This is a genomic window from Arsukibacterium sp. UBA5043 (assembly GCA_002415085.1).
Classification (GTDB): domain Bacteria; phylum Pseudomonadota; class Gammaproteobacteria; order Enterobacterales; family Alteromonadaceae; genus Alishewanella.
The window spans coordinates 1-16,690 of record DIBV01000005.1 but is presented as its reverse complement, the minus strand read 5'-3'; the positions used below and the strand labels follow the sequence as shown (position 1 = coordinate 16,690).

The 16,690-nt window shown below is 47.3% G+C and carries 21 protein-coding genes; 4 read left to right on the top strand and 17 right to left on the bottom strand.

From position 1 onward, the window contains the following. The first annotated feature begins 217 nt into the window (after nucleotides 1-217). Nucleotides 218-2,347 (top strand): serine/threonine-protein kinase, encoded by a 2,130-nt coding sequence (locus B2Q61_RS05750; RefSeq protein ID WP_290615980.1) that lies wholly within the window; start codon nucleotides 218-220, stop codon nucleotides 2,345-2,347. 39 nt (nucleotides 2,348-2,386) lie between these two features. Here the strand turns inward: B2Q61_RS05750 and B2Q61_RS05745 are convergent, their stop codons facing one another. The 6 genes from B2Q61_RS05745 to B2Q61_RS05720 all read right to left on the bottom strand — a co-directional run bounded on the left by B2Q61_RS05745 (nucleotide 2,387) and on the right by B2Q61_RS05720 (nucleotide 6,488). Next, a complete protein-coding gene (locus B2Q61_RS05745; protein WP_290615982.1) occupies nucleotides 2,387-3,259 on the bottom strand; it encodes a cobalamin-binding protein in 873 nt (290 codons plus the stop codon). Beyond that, on the bottom strand, nucleotides 3,256-3,909 hold the full coding sequence (cobO, locus tag B2Q61_RS05740) for a cob(I)yrinic acid a,c-diamide adenosyltransferase (RefSeq protein WP_290615983.1): 654 nt from the start codon (nucleotides 3,907-3,909) through the stop codon (nucleotides 3,256-3,258). The genes B2Q61_RS05745 and cobO overlap by 4 nt, the downstream gene beginning before the upstream one ends. A 2-nt stretch (nucleotides 3,910-3,911) precedes the next feature. Beyond that, nucleotides 3,912-4,898 (bottom strand): FecCD family ABC transporter permease, encoded by a 987-nt coding sequence (locus tag B2Q61_RS05735; protein WP_290615985.1) that lies wholly within the window; start codon nucleotides 4,896-4,898, stop codon nucleotides 3,912-3,914. After that, on the bottom strand, nucleotides 4,895-5,680 hold the full coding sequence (locus B2Q61_RS05730) for an ABC transporter ATP-binding protein (RefSeq protein ID WP_290615987.1): 786 nt from the start codon (nucleotides 5,678-5,680) through the stop codon (nucleotides 4,895-4,897). Before B2Q61_RS05730 ends, B2Q61_RS05735 begins: the two co-directional genes overlap by 4 nt. A gap of 100 nt (nucleotides 5,681-5,780) precedes the next feature. After that, nucleotides 5,781-6,158: a hypothetical protein gene (locus tag B2Q61_RS05725; RefSeq protein ID WP_290615989.1), complete on the bottom strand. Its 378-nt coding sequence runs from the start codon at nucleotides 6,156-6,158 to the stop codon at nucleotides 5,781-5,783. 105 nt (nucleotides 6,159-6,263) lie between these two features. Continuing rightward, nucleotides 6,264-6,488, bottom strand: coding sequence for a YkgJ family cysteine cluster protein (locus tag B2Q61_RS05720; RefSeq protein WP_290615991.1), 225 nt, complete (start codon nucleotides 6,486-6,488; stop codon nucleotides 6,264-6,266). 34 nt (nucleotides 6,489-6,522) lie between these two features. Between B2Q61_RS05720 and B2Q61_RS05715 the strand changes: the two genes are divergently transcribed. Next, nucleotides 6,523-6,873 carry a hypothetical protein gene (locus tag B2Q61_RS05715; RefSeq protein WP_290615993.1) on the top strand — a complete coding sequence of 117 codons (351 nt, stop codon included), beginning with the start codon at nucleotides 6,523-6,525 and terminating at the stop codon, nucleotides 6,871-6,873. After that, entirely contained in the window at nucleotides 6,870-7,208 is a 339-nt protein-coding gene (locus tag B2Q61_RS05710; protein ID WP_290615995.1) for a PRC-barrel domain-containing protein, read from the top strand. Before B2Q61_RS05715 ends, B2Q61_RS05710 begins: the two co-directional genes overlap by 4 nt. Nucleotides 7,209-7,284: 76 nt before the next feature. On the opposite strand, the gene wrbA is transcribed toward B2Q61_RS05710, so the two are convergent. The 11 genes from wrbA to B2Q61_RS05655 form a co-directional block, all read right to left on the bottom strand. Beyond that, complete coding sequence (gene wrbA / locus B2Q61_RS05705) at nucleotides 7,285-7,890, bottom strand: NAD(P)H:quinone oxidoreductase (protein ID WP_290615997.1); 606 nt, start codon at nucleotides 7,888-7,890, stop codon at nucleotides 7,285-7,287. A 147-nt stretch (nucleotides 7,891-8,037) separates the two neighbouring features. Next, the gene (locus B2Q61_RS05700; protein ID WP_290615999.1) at nucleotides 8,038-8,397 is read right to left on the bottom strand and encodes a VOC family protein; all 360 of its coding nucleotides are present in this window, start codon (nucleotides 8,395-8,397) and stop codon (nucleotides 8,038-8,040) included. Between the two features lie 99 nt (nucleotides 8,398-8,496). Beyond that, nucleotides 8,497-9,714, bottom strand: a complete 1,218-nt coding sequence (locus B2Q61_RS05695; RefSeq protein WP_290616001.1) for a serine hydrolase domain-containing protein — start codon at nucleotides 9,712-9,714, stop codon at nucleotides 8,497-8,499. A gap of 112 nt (nucleotides 9,715-9,826) precedes the next feature. Next, nucleotides 9,827-11,476: a PQQ-dependent sugar dehydrogenase gene (locus B2Q61_RS05690; RefSeq protein WP_290616004.1), complete on the bottom strand. Its 1,650-nt coding sequence runs from the start codon at nucleotides 11,474-11,476 to the stop codon at nucleotides 9,827-9,829. A 188-nt stretch (nucleotides 11,477-11,664) separates the two neighbouring features. After that, a complete protein-coding gene (locus B2Q61_RS05685; RefSeq protein WP_290616006.1) occupies nucleotides 11,665-12,072 on the bottom strand; it encodes a DCC1-like thiol-disulfide oxidoreductase family protein in 408 nt (135 codons plus the stop codon). Beyond that, entirely contained in the window at nucleotides 12,062-12,910 is an 849-nt protein-coding gene (locus B2Q61_RS05680; RefSeq protein ID WP_290616008.1) for a DMT family transporter, read from the bottom strand. The genes B2Q61_RS05685 and B2Q61_RS05680 overlap by 11 nt, the downstream gene beginning before the upstream one ends. A gap of 529 nt (nucleotides 12,911-13,439) precedes the next feature. Continuing rightward, entirely contained in the window at nucleotides 13,440-13,790 is a 351-nt protein-coding gene (locus B2Q61_RS05675; RefSeq protein WP_290616010.1) for a hypothetical protein, read from the bottom strand. Nucleotides 13,791-13,805: 15 nt separating this feature from the next. Beyond that, nucleotides 13,806-14,657 (bottom strand): trypsin-like serine protease, encoded by an 852-nt coding sequence (locus tag B2Q61_RS05670; protein WP_290616012.1) that lies wholly within the window; start codon nucleotides 14,655-14,657, stop codon nucleotides 13,806-13,808. Between the two features lie 91 nt (nucleotides 14,658-14,748). After that, nucleotides 14,749-15,117: a helix-turn-helix domain-containing protein gene (locus B2Q61_RS05665; RefSeq protein ID WP_290616014.1), complete on the bottom strand. Its 369-nt coding sequence runs from the start codon at nucleotides 15,115-15,117 to the stop codon at nucleotides 14,749-14,751. 141 nt (nucleotides 15,118-15,258) lie between these two features. Further along, on the bottom strand, nucleotides 15,259-15,660 hold the full coding sequence (locus B2Q61_RS05660) for a GFA family protein (protein WP_290616016.1): 402 nt from the start codon (nucleotides 15,658-15,660) through the stop codon (nucleotides 15,259-15,261). A 118-nt stretch (nucleotides 15,661-15,778) separates the two neighbouring features. After that, nucleotides 15,779-16,105 carry a hypothetical protein gene (locus tag B2Q61_RS05655; RefSeq protein ID WP_290616018.1) on the bottom strand — a complete coding sequence of 109 codons (327 nt, stop codon included), beginning with the start codon at nucleotides 16,103-16,105 and terminating at the stop codon, nucleotides 15,779-15,781. Nucleotides 16,106-16,202: 97 nt separating this feature from the next. Between B2Q61_RS05655 and B2Q61_RS05650 the strand changes: the two genes are divergently transcribed. After that, nucleotides 16,203-16,690, top strand: a 488-nt coding sequence (locus tag B2Q61_RS05650; protein ID WP_290616020.1) for an IS110 family transposase, incomplete at its 3' end; no start/stop codon positions are given.

Genomic DNA, 16,690 nt, shown 5'->3' with positions numbered 1-16,690 from the left:
CTTGTTTACATTAATGCAATTTAGCTTGATGTTTTTTCATCTAAAGCTAAAATGGCGAGGGTTAAATCGTCGTGGCACAACTGATATTGCACCAATCCAAGGTGTCTAGTCAGTATTAATAACTTTGTTGTCACTAACTTGTAAATCAGGCGGGGTATGCAGTAACACTGATGCGTTACAAAACCGCAGCAGAACAAAGAGTAAGGTAACCAATAACATGGCTGATAACGCTGATAAAACCACTCAATCTGATATTACGCTTTCTGCCAGTTCACCGGCCGTTACAAAAGCCATGAATAGCGCCTTACGGCGGGATCGTGGGGCGACGACTGTCGCAGATGCTGCGCGTACTGACGCTACTGTCACAGAAGTTACTGTCGCCGAGGATAGTGATGTAAGTGATAATGAGAAAACCCGCTTTGCCCGTCCCAACATGGCTAAAGCTGCACCTTGCAGCGACTTAAGTGGCAAAACGATCAAACAGCGCTACTTACTGGAATCTAAAATTGGTTCTGGCGGTATGAGCGATATATACCGGGCCCGGGATACCTTTTTAGCCAACACCGGGATTACAGAAGCTCAGGTAGCAATAAAAGTGTTACAACCGCAGTTTGTCAGTCAGCCAGAAGCACTGCAACTGCTGTTGCAAGAAGCCCATAAAACCCAGCAATTATCTCATCCTAATATTGTCAGCGTATTTGATGTTGATTGTGAACAGGACTGTTACTTTATCGTTATGGAATATCTGGATGGCGAAAGTCTGGACCAGGTGATCAAACGCTACAAACCCAAAGGGCTGCCTCTGAGCGCGGCAATTAAATTGCTTGATCAATTAGGTGCGGCCTTAAATTATGCCCACAGCAAAGGCATCGTGCATGCAGATTTAAAACCGGCAAATATTATGGTTAACCGTAATGGCCAGTTAAAAGTGCTGGATTTCGGTGTCGCCCATACCCTGCAGCTTAATCATGATATCTATGCAGCAGAACAGCAAAACCCGGCCGCAGCACTAAGTGGCTACACTCCTGCCTACGCCAGTACCGATTTACTGGCGGGCAAAACGCCATCGGTAAGTGATGATACCTTTTCGTTTGGCTGCATCAGCTATGAACTTCTGACCAGTAAGCATCCTTTTGACCGGATCCCGGCGGATAACGCCGCACAGCAACAAAAACATGCCGACAAACCCGCCCATGTAAATCCGTTGCAGTGGCTGGCGTTAAAACGCGCCCTGCGTTTTAACCGTAATGACCGCAAAACCAATATTAGCCAGGTATTAGTGGCACTGAACCGACGCTACTGGCCAGCGGCAACCGTGGCCTGTGCAGCATTGCTGGCGGCTACGGCCTTATGGCAGGTTTACAGTCAGCAGCACCTGCAGCTGCAGATGCTGCAACAACAGCACACTTTGCAACAACAGCAATACAATGGCTATCTTGAGCTGGCTGACAGTAATGCCCCGGAGTTTCTGGCAACATTTTCTGCGCTAGAAACCACTGATCCATTGATACGCTCTGGTTTACTGCGTTTACAATCAGCCAGGCTGCTGACGTATTTTGAACAACAAATTGATCAGGTAATTAGCGATCGCCGTTATAATTATCCTGATTATCCGCAAATTGAACAGCTGCTCAGTCAAGCCAGCCGCTTATATCCCGACTCCCATTATTTGGCGGATCTGGCCAGCAATATGAATCGTAGCAAACAAACGGCGCTTGATGTGCTGCGCAACCAGCTGAGCAGTCAGTTGATCAATCAACATTATCAGGAACATCCTGATGAAATCGATATTTATAATATAATTGAGGATATTCAGCGGATAGATCAACATTATAACATTGTGCCGGACGACGCTGAAATAAGCGCCTATCAAACTGCGTTTGCAGATGCCAGCCGTGAACATAATGCCCCGGCACTACATGCATTAATAAAAGCCGGTCAGCATATATTTGCTAATAATGAACAAACCCGTGATTTATTGCAACATGGTGAGCAACTGCAAACCGCTGTTGCGGCGATGGCGGCCTACCACAATGCTAAAGATACTGGCACCCCACTGCCCTTTCCTCATCAGGAGGCCGCAGTGTTTTATCAGCAAACCTTTGATCGTCTGAGCGAAGCATTAACCCTCAGTAGCTCGGCACAGGAGACTGACAATGTTTTTGAGCAATATCAACATTACAGTACGCAGCTACCGGCTGATTTCAGTTTAATAAGGGGGTTAAAGCGACAATTAGCAGACAAATACCTGACATTATCGGCTGAACTGCTAAAAACTAACCAGGTACGAAATGCAGAGCGACTGATGCGCAGGGCCAACACCCTGATGAGCAGCATTAACAGTTAACGGGTAGTTACTGCGGCTGCTATGTGGTACCCGCCTTGGTTAACGGTACCGATCCAGGCCCTGACATAATTGCCGAATTCCACTCAACGTGCGCGGGCTGGTGCGATACAACAGATCGGCATCTACCGTAACGAACTGGCCAAGCATTACTGCAGGTATTACCGGGTAAGCTTGCCAGAAACCGATATCAGCAGGTTTAGCGCCAGCTGTGGCCTGAATAATTACCTCGGGCTGGGCTGCTAATACCTGCTCCAGACTGGGCTGAGGATAATCATTGCTGGCATTGGCAATAATATTGTCTGTCGCGCACAGTGCCATGGCCTGTGCTGGCCAGGCCTGATTAGCTACTGAAGTAAGCGGCTCCGTACCCATACTGAAAAACACCTTTAACCTGGGCCTATTGTTATATTCGGATTTAATATCAGCAAGTTGCCGCTCAAAATCCGTTGCCACTGCCTCCGCTTGTTGCTGATGTCCAGTAACGTGGCCCAGATACCGCAACTCATCGGCAATATCACTGATCTGGATTGGATCGGAATACACCACATTAATACCAAACTGCTGCAAGCGGCTGATGTCCGCTGCCACATTGCCGGTTTTCCAGGCAATCACCAGATCAGGCTGCAACGCTAATATCGCCTCAAGGTTCACACCGGCATAATTTGCCACCTGCGGTAAGGCTTTTGCCGCATTTGGATAATCGCTAAACGCACTGACCCCAACCAGCTGGCCGCCGGCACCAATTGCATACAACAGCTCGGTAATATGCGGTGCCAGGGCAATAATGCGCTGCTCTGGTGCATGTTGCTGCTGAGGTTTCGGCGTTGCTGCAAATAGCGTTGCCGGACTCAAGCTTAACATCAGATAAAACACAGAAAAAGCAAACCGCATTTTCACCAGTAGACTCTTCACCAGTCAATACCCCGCTGTGCTTTGATGCCGGCATCAAACGCGTGCTTTATCACCTGAACTTCACTGACCGTGTCGGCCATCTCTATTAAGGTGCGATGACAGGAGCGGCCGGTAATAACCACATGCTGCGTCGCAGGTCGGTTTTGCAGGGCACGGACAATCCGTTCCAATTCAATATAATGATAACTGACCATATAAGTCAGCTCGTCCAGCAGTACTACATCAATAGCCGGATCGGCCAGCATCTGCTCGGCGCGCGCCCATACCTGTTCAGCTGCAGCGATATCGGCCGCTTTATCCTGGGTATCCCAGGTAAAACCGGTAGCCATAACCGCAAATTCTACCTGATGTTGCGCCAGTAAATTACGCTCGCCACACTCCCAGCTGCCTTTAATAAATTGCACCACGGCTGCGGTTAAGCCATGACCGACAGCGCGCGCTACCGTGCCAAAGCCCGACGTGGATTTACCTTTTCCATTGCCGGTAATAACCAATAACAGCCCTTTTTCAGCGGTTGCTTTGGCAATGCCCTGCTGCACCTGTTGTTGCAACTTTTGCTGACGCAATTTATGCCGCTGCTGCCGGTTTTGCTCATCCGCCACCTTAGCAGTGGTCCTTTCCTGTTCAATTAGCTTTTTATCATCAGACATCGCTATGCTGTACTCCTGCGTTGGCGCATAATTACCAGAAAAAACAGACTGCCAAGCACCGAGGTTATTATCCCCAGGGGGATCTCCTGGCTTAGCAAAGCACTACGGGCTAAGTTGTCAATCCAGACCAAAAATAAGGCACCAAACACGGTGCAGCCCAGCAATAGCGGGATGGCAGTCACCCCAACAAAATAGCGCACCAGATGCGGGATCATTAAGCCGACAAATGCTATGCCGCCGCATTGTGCAACAATACAGGCCGTTACCAGGGCGGTTAGCAGCAATAAGATAAAACGCAATCGGGTTGGATTCACTCCTAAGGTCTGAGCACTTTCGTCACTTAGCAGCAAAGCGTCCAGCTGCCGACGCAACATCAGGGCAACCAACAGCAATACGCTGACCGCCGGTGCTATTAACGCAACACTGCTCCAGTCGGTACGACTTAAACTGCCCATCAGCCAGAAAATCACTTTGTTGGCGGCAAAAGGCTCGGCAAAGTACAAAATAAAACTACTGATCGCACTAAGCATAAACGACACCGCCACCCCGGCCAGCAACGTCATTTCAATTTTTCGCCATTGCCGGCCCATACACACCAGAAATACCAGCGCCACCGCAAACAATGCTCCCAGAAATGCGGCTAATGCCAGGCTTAACATATGGGGCGGCAGTAAAATGCTGGCAATGCTGGCTCCCAGGCCTGCGCCTGCCATCAAGCCAAACAGATACGGATCCGCTAATGGGTTGCGGCTGGCATTTTGCAGCACCGCACCGGCTACCGCCAGCCCTGCGCCTACCAACATGGCACACAGCAAACGCGGCAACCGCACCTGCCAGACAATAGTGCTGGCCAGGGGATTTTGCTGACTGCCCAGTAACGCCTGCCATACTTCAGCAATCGTTAAACTGGCACTGCCAATGGCCAGGCTCAGCACGCCACTTGCCAGCAGCGCTAATAGCATTAACATCAAAATAAGCCACCGCTTCATAGTGCACTACCACTGGCAAAGAAGGTAATTTGCAACTTCCCGTGCACCGGATGCACACTGACTTCACACGGCAGCTGAAAAACCTGGCTAAGCTGCGCTGCGGTTAACACTTCAGCCGGGCTACCAAACGCCAGCAACCGCCCCTGATGTAACAGGGCTATTTTGTCACAATAGCGAGCAGCCAGATTTAGGTCATGTAAACATGCCAACACCGTTTTACCCAGGCCCCGGCTTAACTGTAAAATCTGATGTTGATATAACACATCAAGATGATTGGTCGGCTCGTCCAGCAGCAGCAACTCAGCTTGTTGCACCAATGCCCGGGCCAGATAAAGCCGTTGCAGCTCGCCACCAGAGAGGGTTTCTACCAGCGCTTGTGCTTTGTGCTGCAAACCCAGTTGGGTTAACGCCAGCGCTATTTGTTGTTCATCATCGCTATTATTGCCATCAAACCAACCTTTGTGCGGTAATAGGCCCATCGCGGCTACCTGGTACACTGTTAATGCAAACACGGGTGGACTTACCTGGCTAACACTGGCAATTTTACAGGCGCGCTGGCGGGCGCTTAATTTAGCCAGCGAGCGTTGATGCAGTAATATCTCACCGGAGCTTAAACGCTGCGTTCCATTGATCAGCTTCAATAAGCTGCTTTTGCCAGCACCATTGGGGCCAATAATGCCAATAAAATCACCTTTATTTGCGCTTAAACTAAGTGGCGCTACTATCGATTGGCCATCAATCGTAAGGGCAGCCTGATGAAGTCTTAACAACGCCGGGGGCAAACGCAGCTCCTGAATTATCCTGCGAAAACAACACTGCCGGCAAAGCGCCGGCAGTGTTGGTCTTTTTTAATGTCGGCAATAGTAGCCGCTTACACCTGTGTTAGTCCAGATTTGCCAGTAAGGTTTTATCTAAACCATCTTCATTTAAGATTTTGATAATCGCCTGACAATGATCGAGGGTAAAATCGCCTTCACCAATTTGCGAATTCAGCATCGCCCGGCGCTTCAGTACTATTTCAGAAACCTGCTTACCATCACCGAGTTTGCTGTGCAGTTTGTCCAGCCACGGGTACAGTTTTTGTTCCGCATCGTAAGCTGCCTGACGAGCTTGTGGATGAAAATCCTGACAAGCATTGATATTCAACAGATAAAAATTCAGGTAACCGGCAACGGTTATCAGCTTATAATCCTGTGTTTCTGCCTGAACCGGTGAAGTTACTATCAACGCTGCCACCGCGGCACCTAACCATTTTTTCATTGTTATTCCCTGCCATCTGTTGCTAATTATGCCAACCAATCTAAACAGAAAATGGGTGTTTTGCAATCTCGGTTCCAAAAAAAGCCAGCCAGCGTGGGCTATTTGTTACTGCTGGCGCGCAGAATTCAGCCCCGCCCGCTCCGTCAGACAGTCGTCTGAACCCATAGCAAATTCGCGGCAAACCCAGGGGCGCTGCTCATAAATGCTACAGCGATACGTATCGCGGTCTAACGCAGAACACCAGCCATCGGCCAGTCGTAGCATCGTTTGGCCGCCCCAGTGGTCGGTGGCTATATGGCGGGCAGGCACCCCGGTATCCGAAATTATCATTACCTCTAAACGGCAACAACAGGCCTGACAATTAGTGCAACTTACTGTTACCGGCTCTACAGTGCTTATTGGGATTATCGTAGTTACTGATTTAGTCATACGTAAGTTTAGCCTGCGCTGCGCGGATGACGCAACAACTGCGACCCCAAACCTGCCAGATTACGCTGATGATCACATGATCAAAGCCAGTAATATTATTTACAGTGATATTAGCAACGGGCTCAATACCTTTGGCCGGATAGAAAATGTGTTGCTTAACAAAAACAGTGATGCAGTTGAATATCTGTTTTTCGAAACATCCAACGCTTTTCGCCCGGTCAGTAGCACTAAAGGCTTTGTTGAAATCCAAATGTTAACTTTAATGCTGACCCCGGGGGGACGTTGAAGGTGCTGGTTAAAGATACCAATGCTCAGCGCAAACCCACAGAGCTGAAAGTAACGAAAAGAGAGGCAGAGTATCGTCTGGTTTCAAAAATACTGGATGAATATATCGTATTTTCTGACCAGCAAATGCGTCAAATCGATGATATCCTGCTGGATGCAAAAACCGGTAAGATTAAATATTTCACGGTTGATATGGCTACCGACAGCTTCTTTTCAGACGACATCAGGGCTATTCCGGTGAATGAAGTTCACGTTAAATGGTCTGGTCAGGTGATATCATCTGCATCTCTTACTGATGTTAGCAGTCATAAAAAATATCAAATGAATTCAATGTAATTACTTAAAAATTACTGTTTATCAATATCAAGCCGGTGTCGGCACAAGGCACCGGCTATTTTCGTACTCAGCTAACTTATCCGCTTGCTTGTTTTTGAGCGATTTTTGCTACATGAGCGCCCTGGAAATAAGCAATTTTCAACTCATTTTCAGACGGTTGCCGCTTTCCATCACTGCCAGCAAGCGTGCTCGCACCATAAGGAGTACCGCCGGTAATTTCATTCATGTTACTCATTTCCTTACATGAATAAGGTACACCAACGATAATCATGCCATGGTGCAATAATGTGGTGTGTATCGAGGTGATGGTTGTTTCCTGGCCACCATGCTGGGTGGCGGTAGAGGTGAAAACACTGCCTACTTTACCGATAAGTTTACCATTGGCCCAAAGCGAGCCGGTCTGATCAAAGAAGTTGCGCATTTGGGCACACATGTTACCAAAGCGGGTCGGCGTTCCAAAAATAATTGCATCATAATCAGCCAGCTCATTCGGACTGGCAACCTCGGCAGCCTGATCAAGTTTAGCGCCTGCTTTTTTTGCGTCCTGCTCTGACATCAGCTCGGGAACCCGTTTAACGGTAACCTCAGTGCCGCTAACACTGCGCGCCCCTTCCGCTATTTTTTGTGCCATGGTTTCAACGTGACCATACATACTGTAGTAAAGAACGAGAATTTTCGTCATGTTGCTCCTCCTGTTTATAAAGATGCTGCAATAAAACAAAGATAATGTTGCCCTCTGAGCATAGCCTAAATGTCAGATGATCCCATTTCCAGCACTCAGCACCCGCTGAAATAACCATTACTAAAGCCAAAGCTGGCCACTGTATTATCACTCACCGACGTCCGACCAGACCGCAAACTCATTACCGTTAGGATCAGTAAAATGAAAACGACGACCTCCTGGAAAGGAAAAAATATTCTGTATAATCAGACCACCTGCTGCTGTTACTTTATCCAGGGTAACTTCCAGTTCATGACTGTACAACACCACTAGCACACTGCCATTACTGCAGGTAGCAACGTTGTCGGATTTAAAAAAGCCACCATCAACTCCGGCGTTGGCAATTGCAACATAGTCCGGACCATAGTCAATAAATGCCCAACCAAAAACGGTGCTAAAAAATGCTTTGGTTTGCCTCAGATCACGCGCCGGCATTTCCAGATAATTAATTTTGCCAGTATCAGCCATAGTTAGTGTCCCCGTTTTCAAGCAACATATAAATTATCTCACAATCTGATTGGTCAGCCGGCTCAACCCTAATATCGCGGAGAAGTTAGGTAACCACCGTTATGATTGGTCGTTTTTGCTGCTGTAAAAAGCAGAAAGAGCCTTTAAAAAGCTATATTCATCCAGCCCGGCTCTGTTGAGCGGTTTCGGCTGGGCACTCCATATTACCACCACCAGCTTTGTATCGGGGTCCACAAATACGTACTGGCCAAAAATGCCCTCAGCGGCATAACTGTTGCCGTGCATCGGCCATAACATATATCCGTAATTAACCTGCTCGCCTGCGATAACCTGACGGGTACTGGCGGCTTTTATCCAACCCTCTGGCAACAACCGTTGGCCGTCGATAACTCCGTCATTGAGTAAAAACAAACCGAAGCGGCCGTAATCACGTAAGGTTGCCGACAAACCGCTGCCCCCGACTTCAAGGCCGTCTGCTGATTGCAACCACCAGTTGGCGTCTGTTTCCATCCCCTTTGACCAGATTTTTTCAGACAGATACTTAGCAACAGGCTTGCCGGTTGCTGCCCGCACTAATGCTCCGGCCAACTGGGTTTCACCGGTACTGTAATTCCAGCGGCTGCCTGGTTGTGCTGCCCGAGGCAGTGTAGCCATCAGATCCAGTACTGCACCGGGTTGCTGACTAATTTGCGCTTCGAGCATGCGGCGCCGATCTGATGCAGGATCAGTATAAGTTTCATTCCAGGCCACACCCGAGCTCATTTGCAGTAAATGTTTTACCGTTACACCATCGTAAGCGGTGTCTTTAAAGCGCGGCAAATAATTGATAATAGGATCGTCGATACTTTTTATCGCACCGTCATGTATCGCGGCTCCAATTAAAGTTGCCGTTATCGACTTTACCACCGACATCGACATCCAGCGGGTACGCTCATCGTTACCTAATTGATATTTTTCAAACTGTATTTCGCCGTTGTGAATGATCAACATACCGCTAATGGCATTGAGCGAAAATATGTCAATTAAATCGTAATGTTGGTCGTCCACAGTGTAGCTGAAGGCCTCTAATGGCTGCTCACTAACCGGTAGCGTACCAACCGTTGCGCCACGAGCTACAGTGCGGGTTGGAAATAACCGGTCAATGTTTCGAAACGTATTTACCCGGATATCAGGATAAAGCTTGCCATCATACAGCTGACGCACCGTACCAATAGGTTCATCTGCATGACGATAAGGAGCGTCTGCAGCACTCACCCACCCGGCAAATGCCAGCAATGTAATCTGAACAGTTACTATGAAATATTTAACGCTACACATTGTCGTATTCGTCCTTTCTTGAAGTAGAGCTGCCAGTCTGATTGGGTAAATAATCGTTAACGTAATGCCATTTTGAGGTCCGGTCAACAATATCGACTGCCGCAAGTGATACTCAGCGCCGGTTCGGTTCAATACGCAAAATTTCGCCTGGCGCATGATCGGTTAACAGGTAAAGCTCACCCTCTTTGCCAACAATGACGTCACGAATACGCTTATCAAGCTCGTGGAACAACCGCTGCACCGACACCACTTTGCCATCTTCAAGCTTAAGCCGAAACACGCCCCTTGCGGCCAGACCACTCACTAGCAAGTCACCATTAAATTCTGCAAATGCATCGCCCTGATAAACCACGATGCCCGAGGGGGCAATAGACGGTGTCCAATGTTTAATCGGTGGCTGCACACCGGGGTGATCTTCGTGGGGCGATATATTTGAACCGGGGTAGTTAATGCCGAAGGTGGCAATAGGCCAGCCATAATTCACCCCGGGCTCGATAATATTAATTTCGTCGCCGCCATAAGGGCCATGCTCGCTCTCATACAACAGGCCAGATTCGGTGTGGAAAAAAAGCCCTTGCGGGTTTCGGTGACCGTAACTAAAAATTTCCGGGCGCTTGCCCGGCTGGCCAACAAAAGGATTGTCGTCCGGAACGGAGCCATTCCTATTCAGCCTGATAAGCTTACCAAGATGGTTGCTGAGATCCTGGGCGTCCTCACGAAAGTCGAAGCCATCGCCAATGGATACCACTAAGGTATCATCGGGAAGAAACACAATACGCGAGCCAAACTGTAAGGTCGTATCCTTGAGTGGCAAGGCCTGAAAGATACGCCGGAAGTCTTTCAGCGTCACACCGTCAAGCTCGCCGCGTCCGACGCAGAGGTTATTGGCTTTTATTGTGCCGCAGGAGTAACTCAGAAAGATTGTTTTATCCCGCTCAAAATGCGGTGACAGCACGATGTCCAGCAATCCGCTCTGCTCGCCTACAACTACGTCTGGCACGCCCTCTAATGCTTGCTGCAACAGCGCGCCATCGAGATCAATAATCCGAATATTACCGCCTCGTTCCGTAACCAGACGTCTGCCATCGGGTAAATGCACCATGGCCCACGGATGCTCCAGGCCTGCGCCAATAGTAGCAACCCGATAGTTTTGAAGTGGATAATCGTCAATTTCTACCTGGCGATCTGGCCGCATCAGAACATGAATACCGAAGGCAGACACCAGCACAACGACCGGAAAAACAAGGTATAACCAGCTGAACACTTTGCGCGCGCCATATTCTGGTTTACCGCTGGTGAGGGTAAATACCCATGCCCCGATGGCACCGGTCGACATCATCGACACGAAACCAACTACACTGCGGGTGGCTGCAATAAGAGTTGGCGCTGCGGCCACTTTGTTGGCAACCACAAATGCCACGGCCAGACCTACTGCACCCGACAGGCATAGCAAAGCACTCTGCCAGCGGGGCCACTTGCGGGCCAGCCATAGTGCCACAGGAAACGCGAGCAGAAATGCCACACCGACGAGCAAGCCATAAAACGGCGCGAACGTCGTCAGGTCCTTAGTAACCGTTCTTAGCCAGTCTTGCCAGGTTGCGTAAGCTCCCATCTCGAGCACATTAAAAAAATTTACGGTCGACTGAAGTAGTGAGCCCAGCAAGGCGGCAACGATGACGGCGAACAGCCAGGGCAGCAGGTTGCGCCCCAACACTTTTAAAGACTTGAACAATACCTGAAGGCTTAATGTATTGGTGGACATACTATTCCTTGTAACTTCTTATCGTTTCTAACTGAATCCGCTTTGCTATGCAATTACCGCGATCTTCCGGTGTAATATCGACCGGGTAACATTGAGCCACCTTAGCTTATTATAAAATGTAGCACAGTTGTTATATTTTATATGTTATCTGTAAGCAGCGCCGCATTGCATGGTTGCCATTCCCAAATTTAAAATTTATCGCTTCCTGGCAACTTTAAGTTATTAACTTTTGTTTTTCCTAACATCTTCAACAAAAGGTTCCGAAAAAATCTGAGTATAGGATAAAGCACTGCGGAGACCGTTTTCGATTTAAAAAGCCAGTAGTTTATTCGGTTAACTATTCCATAGCGGCTGCCAATCAACGTCAGGGCATGAATGGCATCTGCGCCAAAGTAAAACTGCTCGCCAATTTTTAATACGATTCCCTGGTCGATATCAAAGCCCTTAGCGGTAATTTCGTCCACAATTTCGCTACCTTCGCGGGCATTGATAATTTTTAGTTCGCCGACACTTTGCCGGATGTTTATCACCTGACAATAGGCATGACACACCGGACATTCACGATCATATACCAGCACTATTTGTTCACGGCTCACCTGGTTTTTCCTTTTTCAGTACCATTGCGATACCGCCAAGGATCGCAATAGATGCGACAATAAAACGAATGGTTATTGGCTCACTGAGGAAAATAATGCCACCCAAAGCAGTAATAACCGGTACACTAAGCTGCACGGTTGCTGCACTGGTAGCCTTCAAAACCGGCAGCACCATGTACCAGATAGCGTATCCCATTCCTGACATTAATGCGCCCGACGCCACGGCATACCAAAAACCAGCTATATCAAGCGATACCGTATTGAAGGTCACTATGCTGATCACTAACGCAATGGGCACTGCCCGCAAAAAATTACCCGTCGTTGCCGCGGTAGGATCACCCGCACCTTTGCCAAAAAGAGAGTACATCCCCCAGGCAACCCCTGCACTTAACATCAGTATAGCGCCATGCAGTGGCGGTGCCGAAAGCCCTGGTAGCAACATTACTATCAGCCCCCCGCCTGCAAGCAAAAGCCCGGCAAATTGCCATTTGCGAAGACGCTCGCCAGAATAAATACCAAAACCAATCATCGTCGCCTGAACCGCGCTAAACAGCAGCAGCGCACCCGTTGCGGCAGATAAGCTTATGTAGGCAAAAGAAAAGCCAGCGGCGTACACAAATAGCGCCAGGGCCGACAGCCAGTTACCTGTGACAACAGGCCTGGTGTGTCTGAGGCGTACTAGCAGCAAAAGCACTAAGGCACCGGAAATTAACCGGATACTGGTGAAGCTGGCAGCATCGATGCCGGTATCGACAAGTGCAGCCCGACAAAGCAATGAATTAGCAGCAAATGCCACCATACTCAACGAGGTAAGCCCTAAAATTCGTACAAATGACATCAATCGTTTCCCCGGGCTGCCATCATTATCAGCAATAGCGGGTGAGCACCGCGGTGGCTGTTAGCACAACCGGTGCCGGGTGCCTGCTAACGCGATTTATGAGGCAAACGCTCAGCCTATACCCAGCAATTGGCGTTTTATGATTTACAAAAAGTAAACCGTAACTGCTGAGCTTTGTTGGTTTTAGTTAAGCAGAGCGTTTTGCGCTTTTGCGAAACAAGCCAAACCAAAATAATGCTTCAAAAGCAAAGCCTAACATTATAAATAGAAATACACCCGTTGCATTGCCATAACTGTAAGAGCTAAGGGCAGCAATAACGAGTACAACAAGAATTAAGTACCGGTATACTCTATTCACCATAAATCCTTATAATTTGCGGACAAAATTGTCACTCAAAATGTTAAGAAACGAATAACACCAACGGTTTTTTTTCATTGTTAATTAAGTAGTATAGAAACACTACTTAATTTTGGCCCGGCATTTGTGACATTGATCTTGCGGCCAGCAGCTGATTTAACCTGTAAGGCATTAATTATTTAAATCCACTAACATTGTAGCTTGTATTAAATCTTCAAATTGGCTTTCCGTCATTGTTCTAAGTTCTTCAAACGCTTTTGAAGAGTATTCTTTAGATCCCTTTCCTTCACCCGATATTGTGGTCTTGTCACCATCTCGTTTGATAAAGAACATAAATGGCATAGCCGGATTACCTTTCATTGTTGCAAATACAAGTGACTGGCCATCGCTACATGATGTTACTTGCCATTTTGCAGCCGCTAATTCGGTATGTGCGGGCCCGATATTACAGGACATAGGCGGCGCACTATGCGTATAAAAAGAAGCAAACAGGGTTAAGGCTAACGGTAAGTGAATTTTCATAAATTAGATCACGTGTTAAATTGTATTTGGTTGTAACCCAATATCAGCACACACTTCCGGTAAAATCTGCTCGGTGAGCCCTGCAGGAAGGCGCGCTAATTTGGGAAGTGCCAATTGCTGTTGCAAAGTTTGTTCACTAGTAATAATTTTTTCAATCCAAGGCTTAAAGAATGACACTCTGGAATACACTTCCACGACACCATACTTGCCGATACCTTCACCTTCACCTTCAACTCTGGAGCTAATTCCAAGTAAGTAGATCGTACCGTCGATGGTAAGAAAGGCAGGGCCGCCGCTATCGCCTCCACCAGAAACACCTTCATATGGTAAAGCTGCATCTTCTCTATCAAATTTAAATTTTAATAACGGCCCTTCTGCTTGTTCAATTTTGTTATGGGCTTTTCGTAAAACTCCGCCATTTTGATAATTATCAACCGTTTGACCGGTTAACCCATTTCCTGTACCGCCGACACCAATAAACCACGTTATCTTGCCAAACTCGTCAGATTCTTGGTATAGGTTTGCCGGTTTTATACCCTTTATGGGTTCTGCCAATTTTATCAACGCAATATCATGACTTTTACCGGGCTGATAATCTTTGTGCACAAAGACACGTTCTACTTTGTGGTGGCCATTATTCAGGCTGATAAAACTACCAGAATTAATGCAGAAAGTTGCGTGAGCGGCAGTAACAATCCAATCAGGTTTAATGAGTGTGCCATGAGCCCCGTCAACATAAAGCGTTGCTAACGGTGCAAAATCTGCAGGGTTAGCCAGGTACTTTTTGTCCTCAACATCATGCCGAATAACAATTGCTGTAGCCGACAAGCTTAATGTTATCAATGAAATGAACAGAAATATACGCATAGCTACCCTATCTGTTTTAACGCTGTTGTAAAATATCCGATTTCAATCGTTTTGTTAGGTGAAACCATTGTGCAATACAAAAGCACCAACCCTACTTTATTAAATTTTTGAGTAAGCGCTTGCCATAATTTATCGCATTTCTCTCAATTTTAGTTAGTGGGTCGGTTTGCCCTAGCTTCGGACTTCTTAATAATGTTTGACCAAGCGTAACAGCCTCATTCTCAAGCGTGTTTAACCTTGATAAAGAAGATTGATCTTTTGATACGGATGTTTTCATCGTCTGCTCCTGTTTAATGGCATCAATTGACGTGTCAAACACAGCCGCAAGACACTTTATAGACTCAGAACTAACAGCCTGACCACTTTCAATTCTTTGAATCGTTCTCGAACTTAAACCTGAATGACGCGTTAAATCTTCCTGCGACCACCCTTTTTCTAAACGACGATTTTGAATACTCATAAATTATCCTGTTATAACTGTTGAGTACTTTATGGCATATTTACAAGACTAAGAACACGACAAAACACCGACAGAGGATGGTCTGTCGACGACAACGAGTTCAATCTGCGCCTAACGCTGTTGGCTGCGGCAGAAACCCGCTTACTGTGGCAACTCCTCGAATTCTGGCACATCATTTAAACTTTTATCCCAAACCGCTTTGCGAGATGTAAAGATGTGGGCTGTTGGTGACAAAGAGACTTTCGTATCTAAACACCCGGCGGGAATGGCGAGCAGACCTACCTCATGAATACTTGGCAGTGCGGAACCGCAGAATTTACAAAAACTTTTCTTGTGGCGAGAGCCTGGAAGCGTGAAGGTAGTCACAGACTCTGAGCCTGCCAACCAGGACAACTTAGCTGACTTCGAAAATAAATTAGCCGCATGCGCAGACCCTGTATCTTTTTGGCAATGCTGACAATGACACAGGTAAAAACCGTCGAACGTCCCTTGCACTTCAAATTTTGCATTGCCACACAGACAAGACCCATAATAATCAGCCATCAAGTCTCCCTCTGTTGTCTTTAGTTTGCGCACACACAACGCTCAAGTTTAGCTCGGAAAGTCGCGCAGCGGGTTGACGTCGCAGCCAGCGCTTTTTGCTGGCGATAAAATTTTTTTGTTATGTGACGATTGCAAAAACAAACACCACCAAACAGATTAATAAAGCCCATGGAAAGGGAGATGCCCACAAGCTTAAGTCTTGTGAACTTGCTGCTTTAGCACTTTGCCGCCAACGTGCCCTTGTTTCTTCAGTTTGTTTATAACGTTCTCTTAGCTGTGGCCCCGGAAAAAGAAACAATGTTATGCCAAAAAATATTGCATACCATCCCGGACTAAATTCATTAGGTGTATAAAACAACCTGATCACGCCAAAGCTTATAAAAGCACACCCAATTATAATTTCAGACTTTGTTGGTAACTTCATCTTATAGAGTCGCATAGACATAATGACTCCCCAAGAGGTGCTGACCTCCGAGTTCGTGGGTTAGTTTTGCAACCAGAGCCATACTGTATTTGTTGAAGATACAATACTGGAGGTCAGCATGGTTAACAATAGCATAACTTTTATTGGCTTAGATACACACAAAGAGTTCTTTGAAGTGGCCTATATCGAAGACAATCGGGACGCGAAACCGGTCAGTCTGGGCCGTATTAACGGCACCAAACCAGCACTGCAAAAACTGGTGCGGCAGTTCGAATCAAAACACCCTGGTTCTACCCTGCATTTCGTCTATGAAGCAGGCCCTTGTGGCTACTGGATTTATCGCTTTTTAACAAGTTTAGGTCACTGTTGTTATGTGGTGGCACCGTCGTTAATTCCTAAAAAAGCCGGTGAGCGGGTTAAAACGGATAAGCGTGATGCGGTAAAACTGGCATTGCTACTGCGTTCAGGCGATATGGCGCCTATCTATGTGCCAGAGCCCGAAGATGAAGCGATGCGTGATTTATCACGCGCCCGTGAAACGGCGATGAAAGATTTAAAAGACGCCAAGTATCAGCTCAAAGCGATGTTGCTTCGCAATAACATCCG

Coding starts and splice junctions, on each gene's coding strand:
- B2Q61_RS05750 (WP_290615980.1), top strand. CDS start 218: ATGGCTGATAACGCTGATAAAACCACTCAATCTGATATTACGCTTTCT.
- cobO (WP_290615983.1), bottom strand. CDS start 3,909: ATGTCTGATGATAAAAAGCTAATTGAACAGGAAAGGACCACTGCTAAG.
- B2Q61_RS05735 (WP_290615985.1), bottom strand. CDS start 4,898: ATGAAGCGGTGGCTTATTTTGATGTTAATGCTATTAGCGCTGCTGGCA.
- B2Q61_RS05725 (WP_290615989.1), bottom strand. CDS start 6,158: ATGAAAAAATGGTTAGGTGCCGCGGTGGCAGCGTTGATAGTAACTTCA.
- B2Q61_RS05720 (WP_290615991.1), bottom strand. CDS start 6,488: ATGATAATTTCGGATACCGGGGTGCCTGCCCGCCATATAGCCACCGAC.
- wrbA (WP_290615997.1), bottom strand. CDS start 7,890: ATGACGAAAATTCTCGTTCTTTACTACAGTATGTATGGTCACGTTGAA.
- B2Q61_RS05700 (WP_290615999.1), bottom strand. CDS start 8,397: ATGGCTGATACTGGCAAAATTAATTATCTGGAAATGCCGGCGCGTGAT.
- B2Q61_RS05695 (WP_290616001.1), bottom strand. CDS start 9,714: ATGTGTAGCGTTAAATATTTCATAGTAACTGTTCAGATTACATTGCTG.
- B2Q61_RS05690 (WP_290616004.1), bottom strand. CDS start 11,476: ATGTCCACCAATACATTAAGCCTTCAGGTATTGTTCAAGTCTTTAAAA.
- B2Q61_RS05680 (WP_290616008.1), bottom strand. CDS start 12,910: ATGTCATTTGTACGAATTTTAGGGCTTACCTCGTTGAGTATGGTGGCA.
- B2Q61_RS05675 (WP_290616010.1), bottom strand. CDS start 13,790: ATGAAAATTCACTTACCGTTAGCCTTAACCCTGTTTGCTTCTTTTTAT.
- B2Q61_RS05670 (WP_290616012.1), bottom strand. CDS start 14,657: ATGCGTATATTTCTGTTCATTTCATTGATAACATTAAGCTTGTCGGCT.
- B2Q61_RS05665 (WP_290616014.1), bottom strand. CDS start 15,117: ATGAGTATTCAAAATCGTCGTTTAGAAAAAGGGTGGTCGCAGGAAGAT.
- B2Q61_RS05660 (WP_290616016.1), bottom strand. CDS start 15,660: ATGGCTGATTATTATGGGTCTTGTCTGTGTGGCAATGCAAAATTTGAA.
- B2Q61_RS05655 (WP_290616018.1), bottom strand. CDS start 16,105: ATGTCTATGCGACTCTATAAGATGAAGTTACCAACAAAGTCTGAAATT.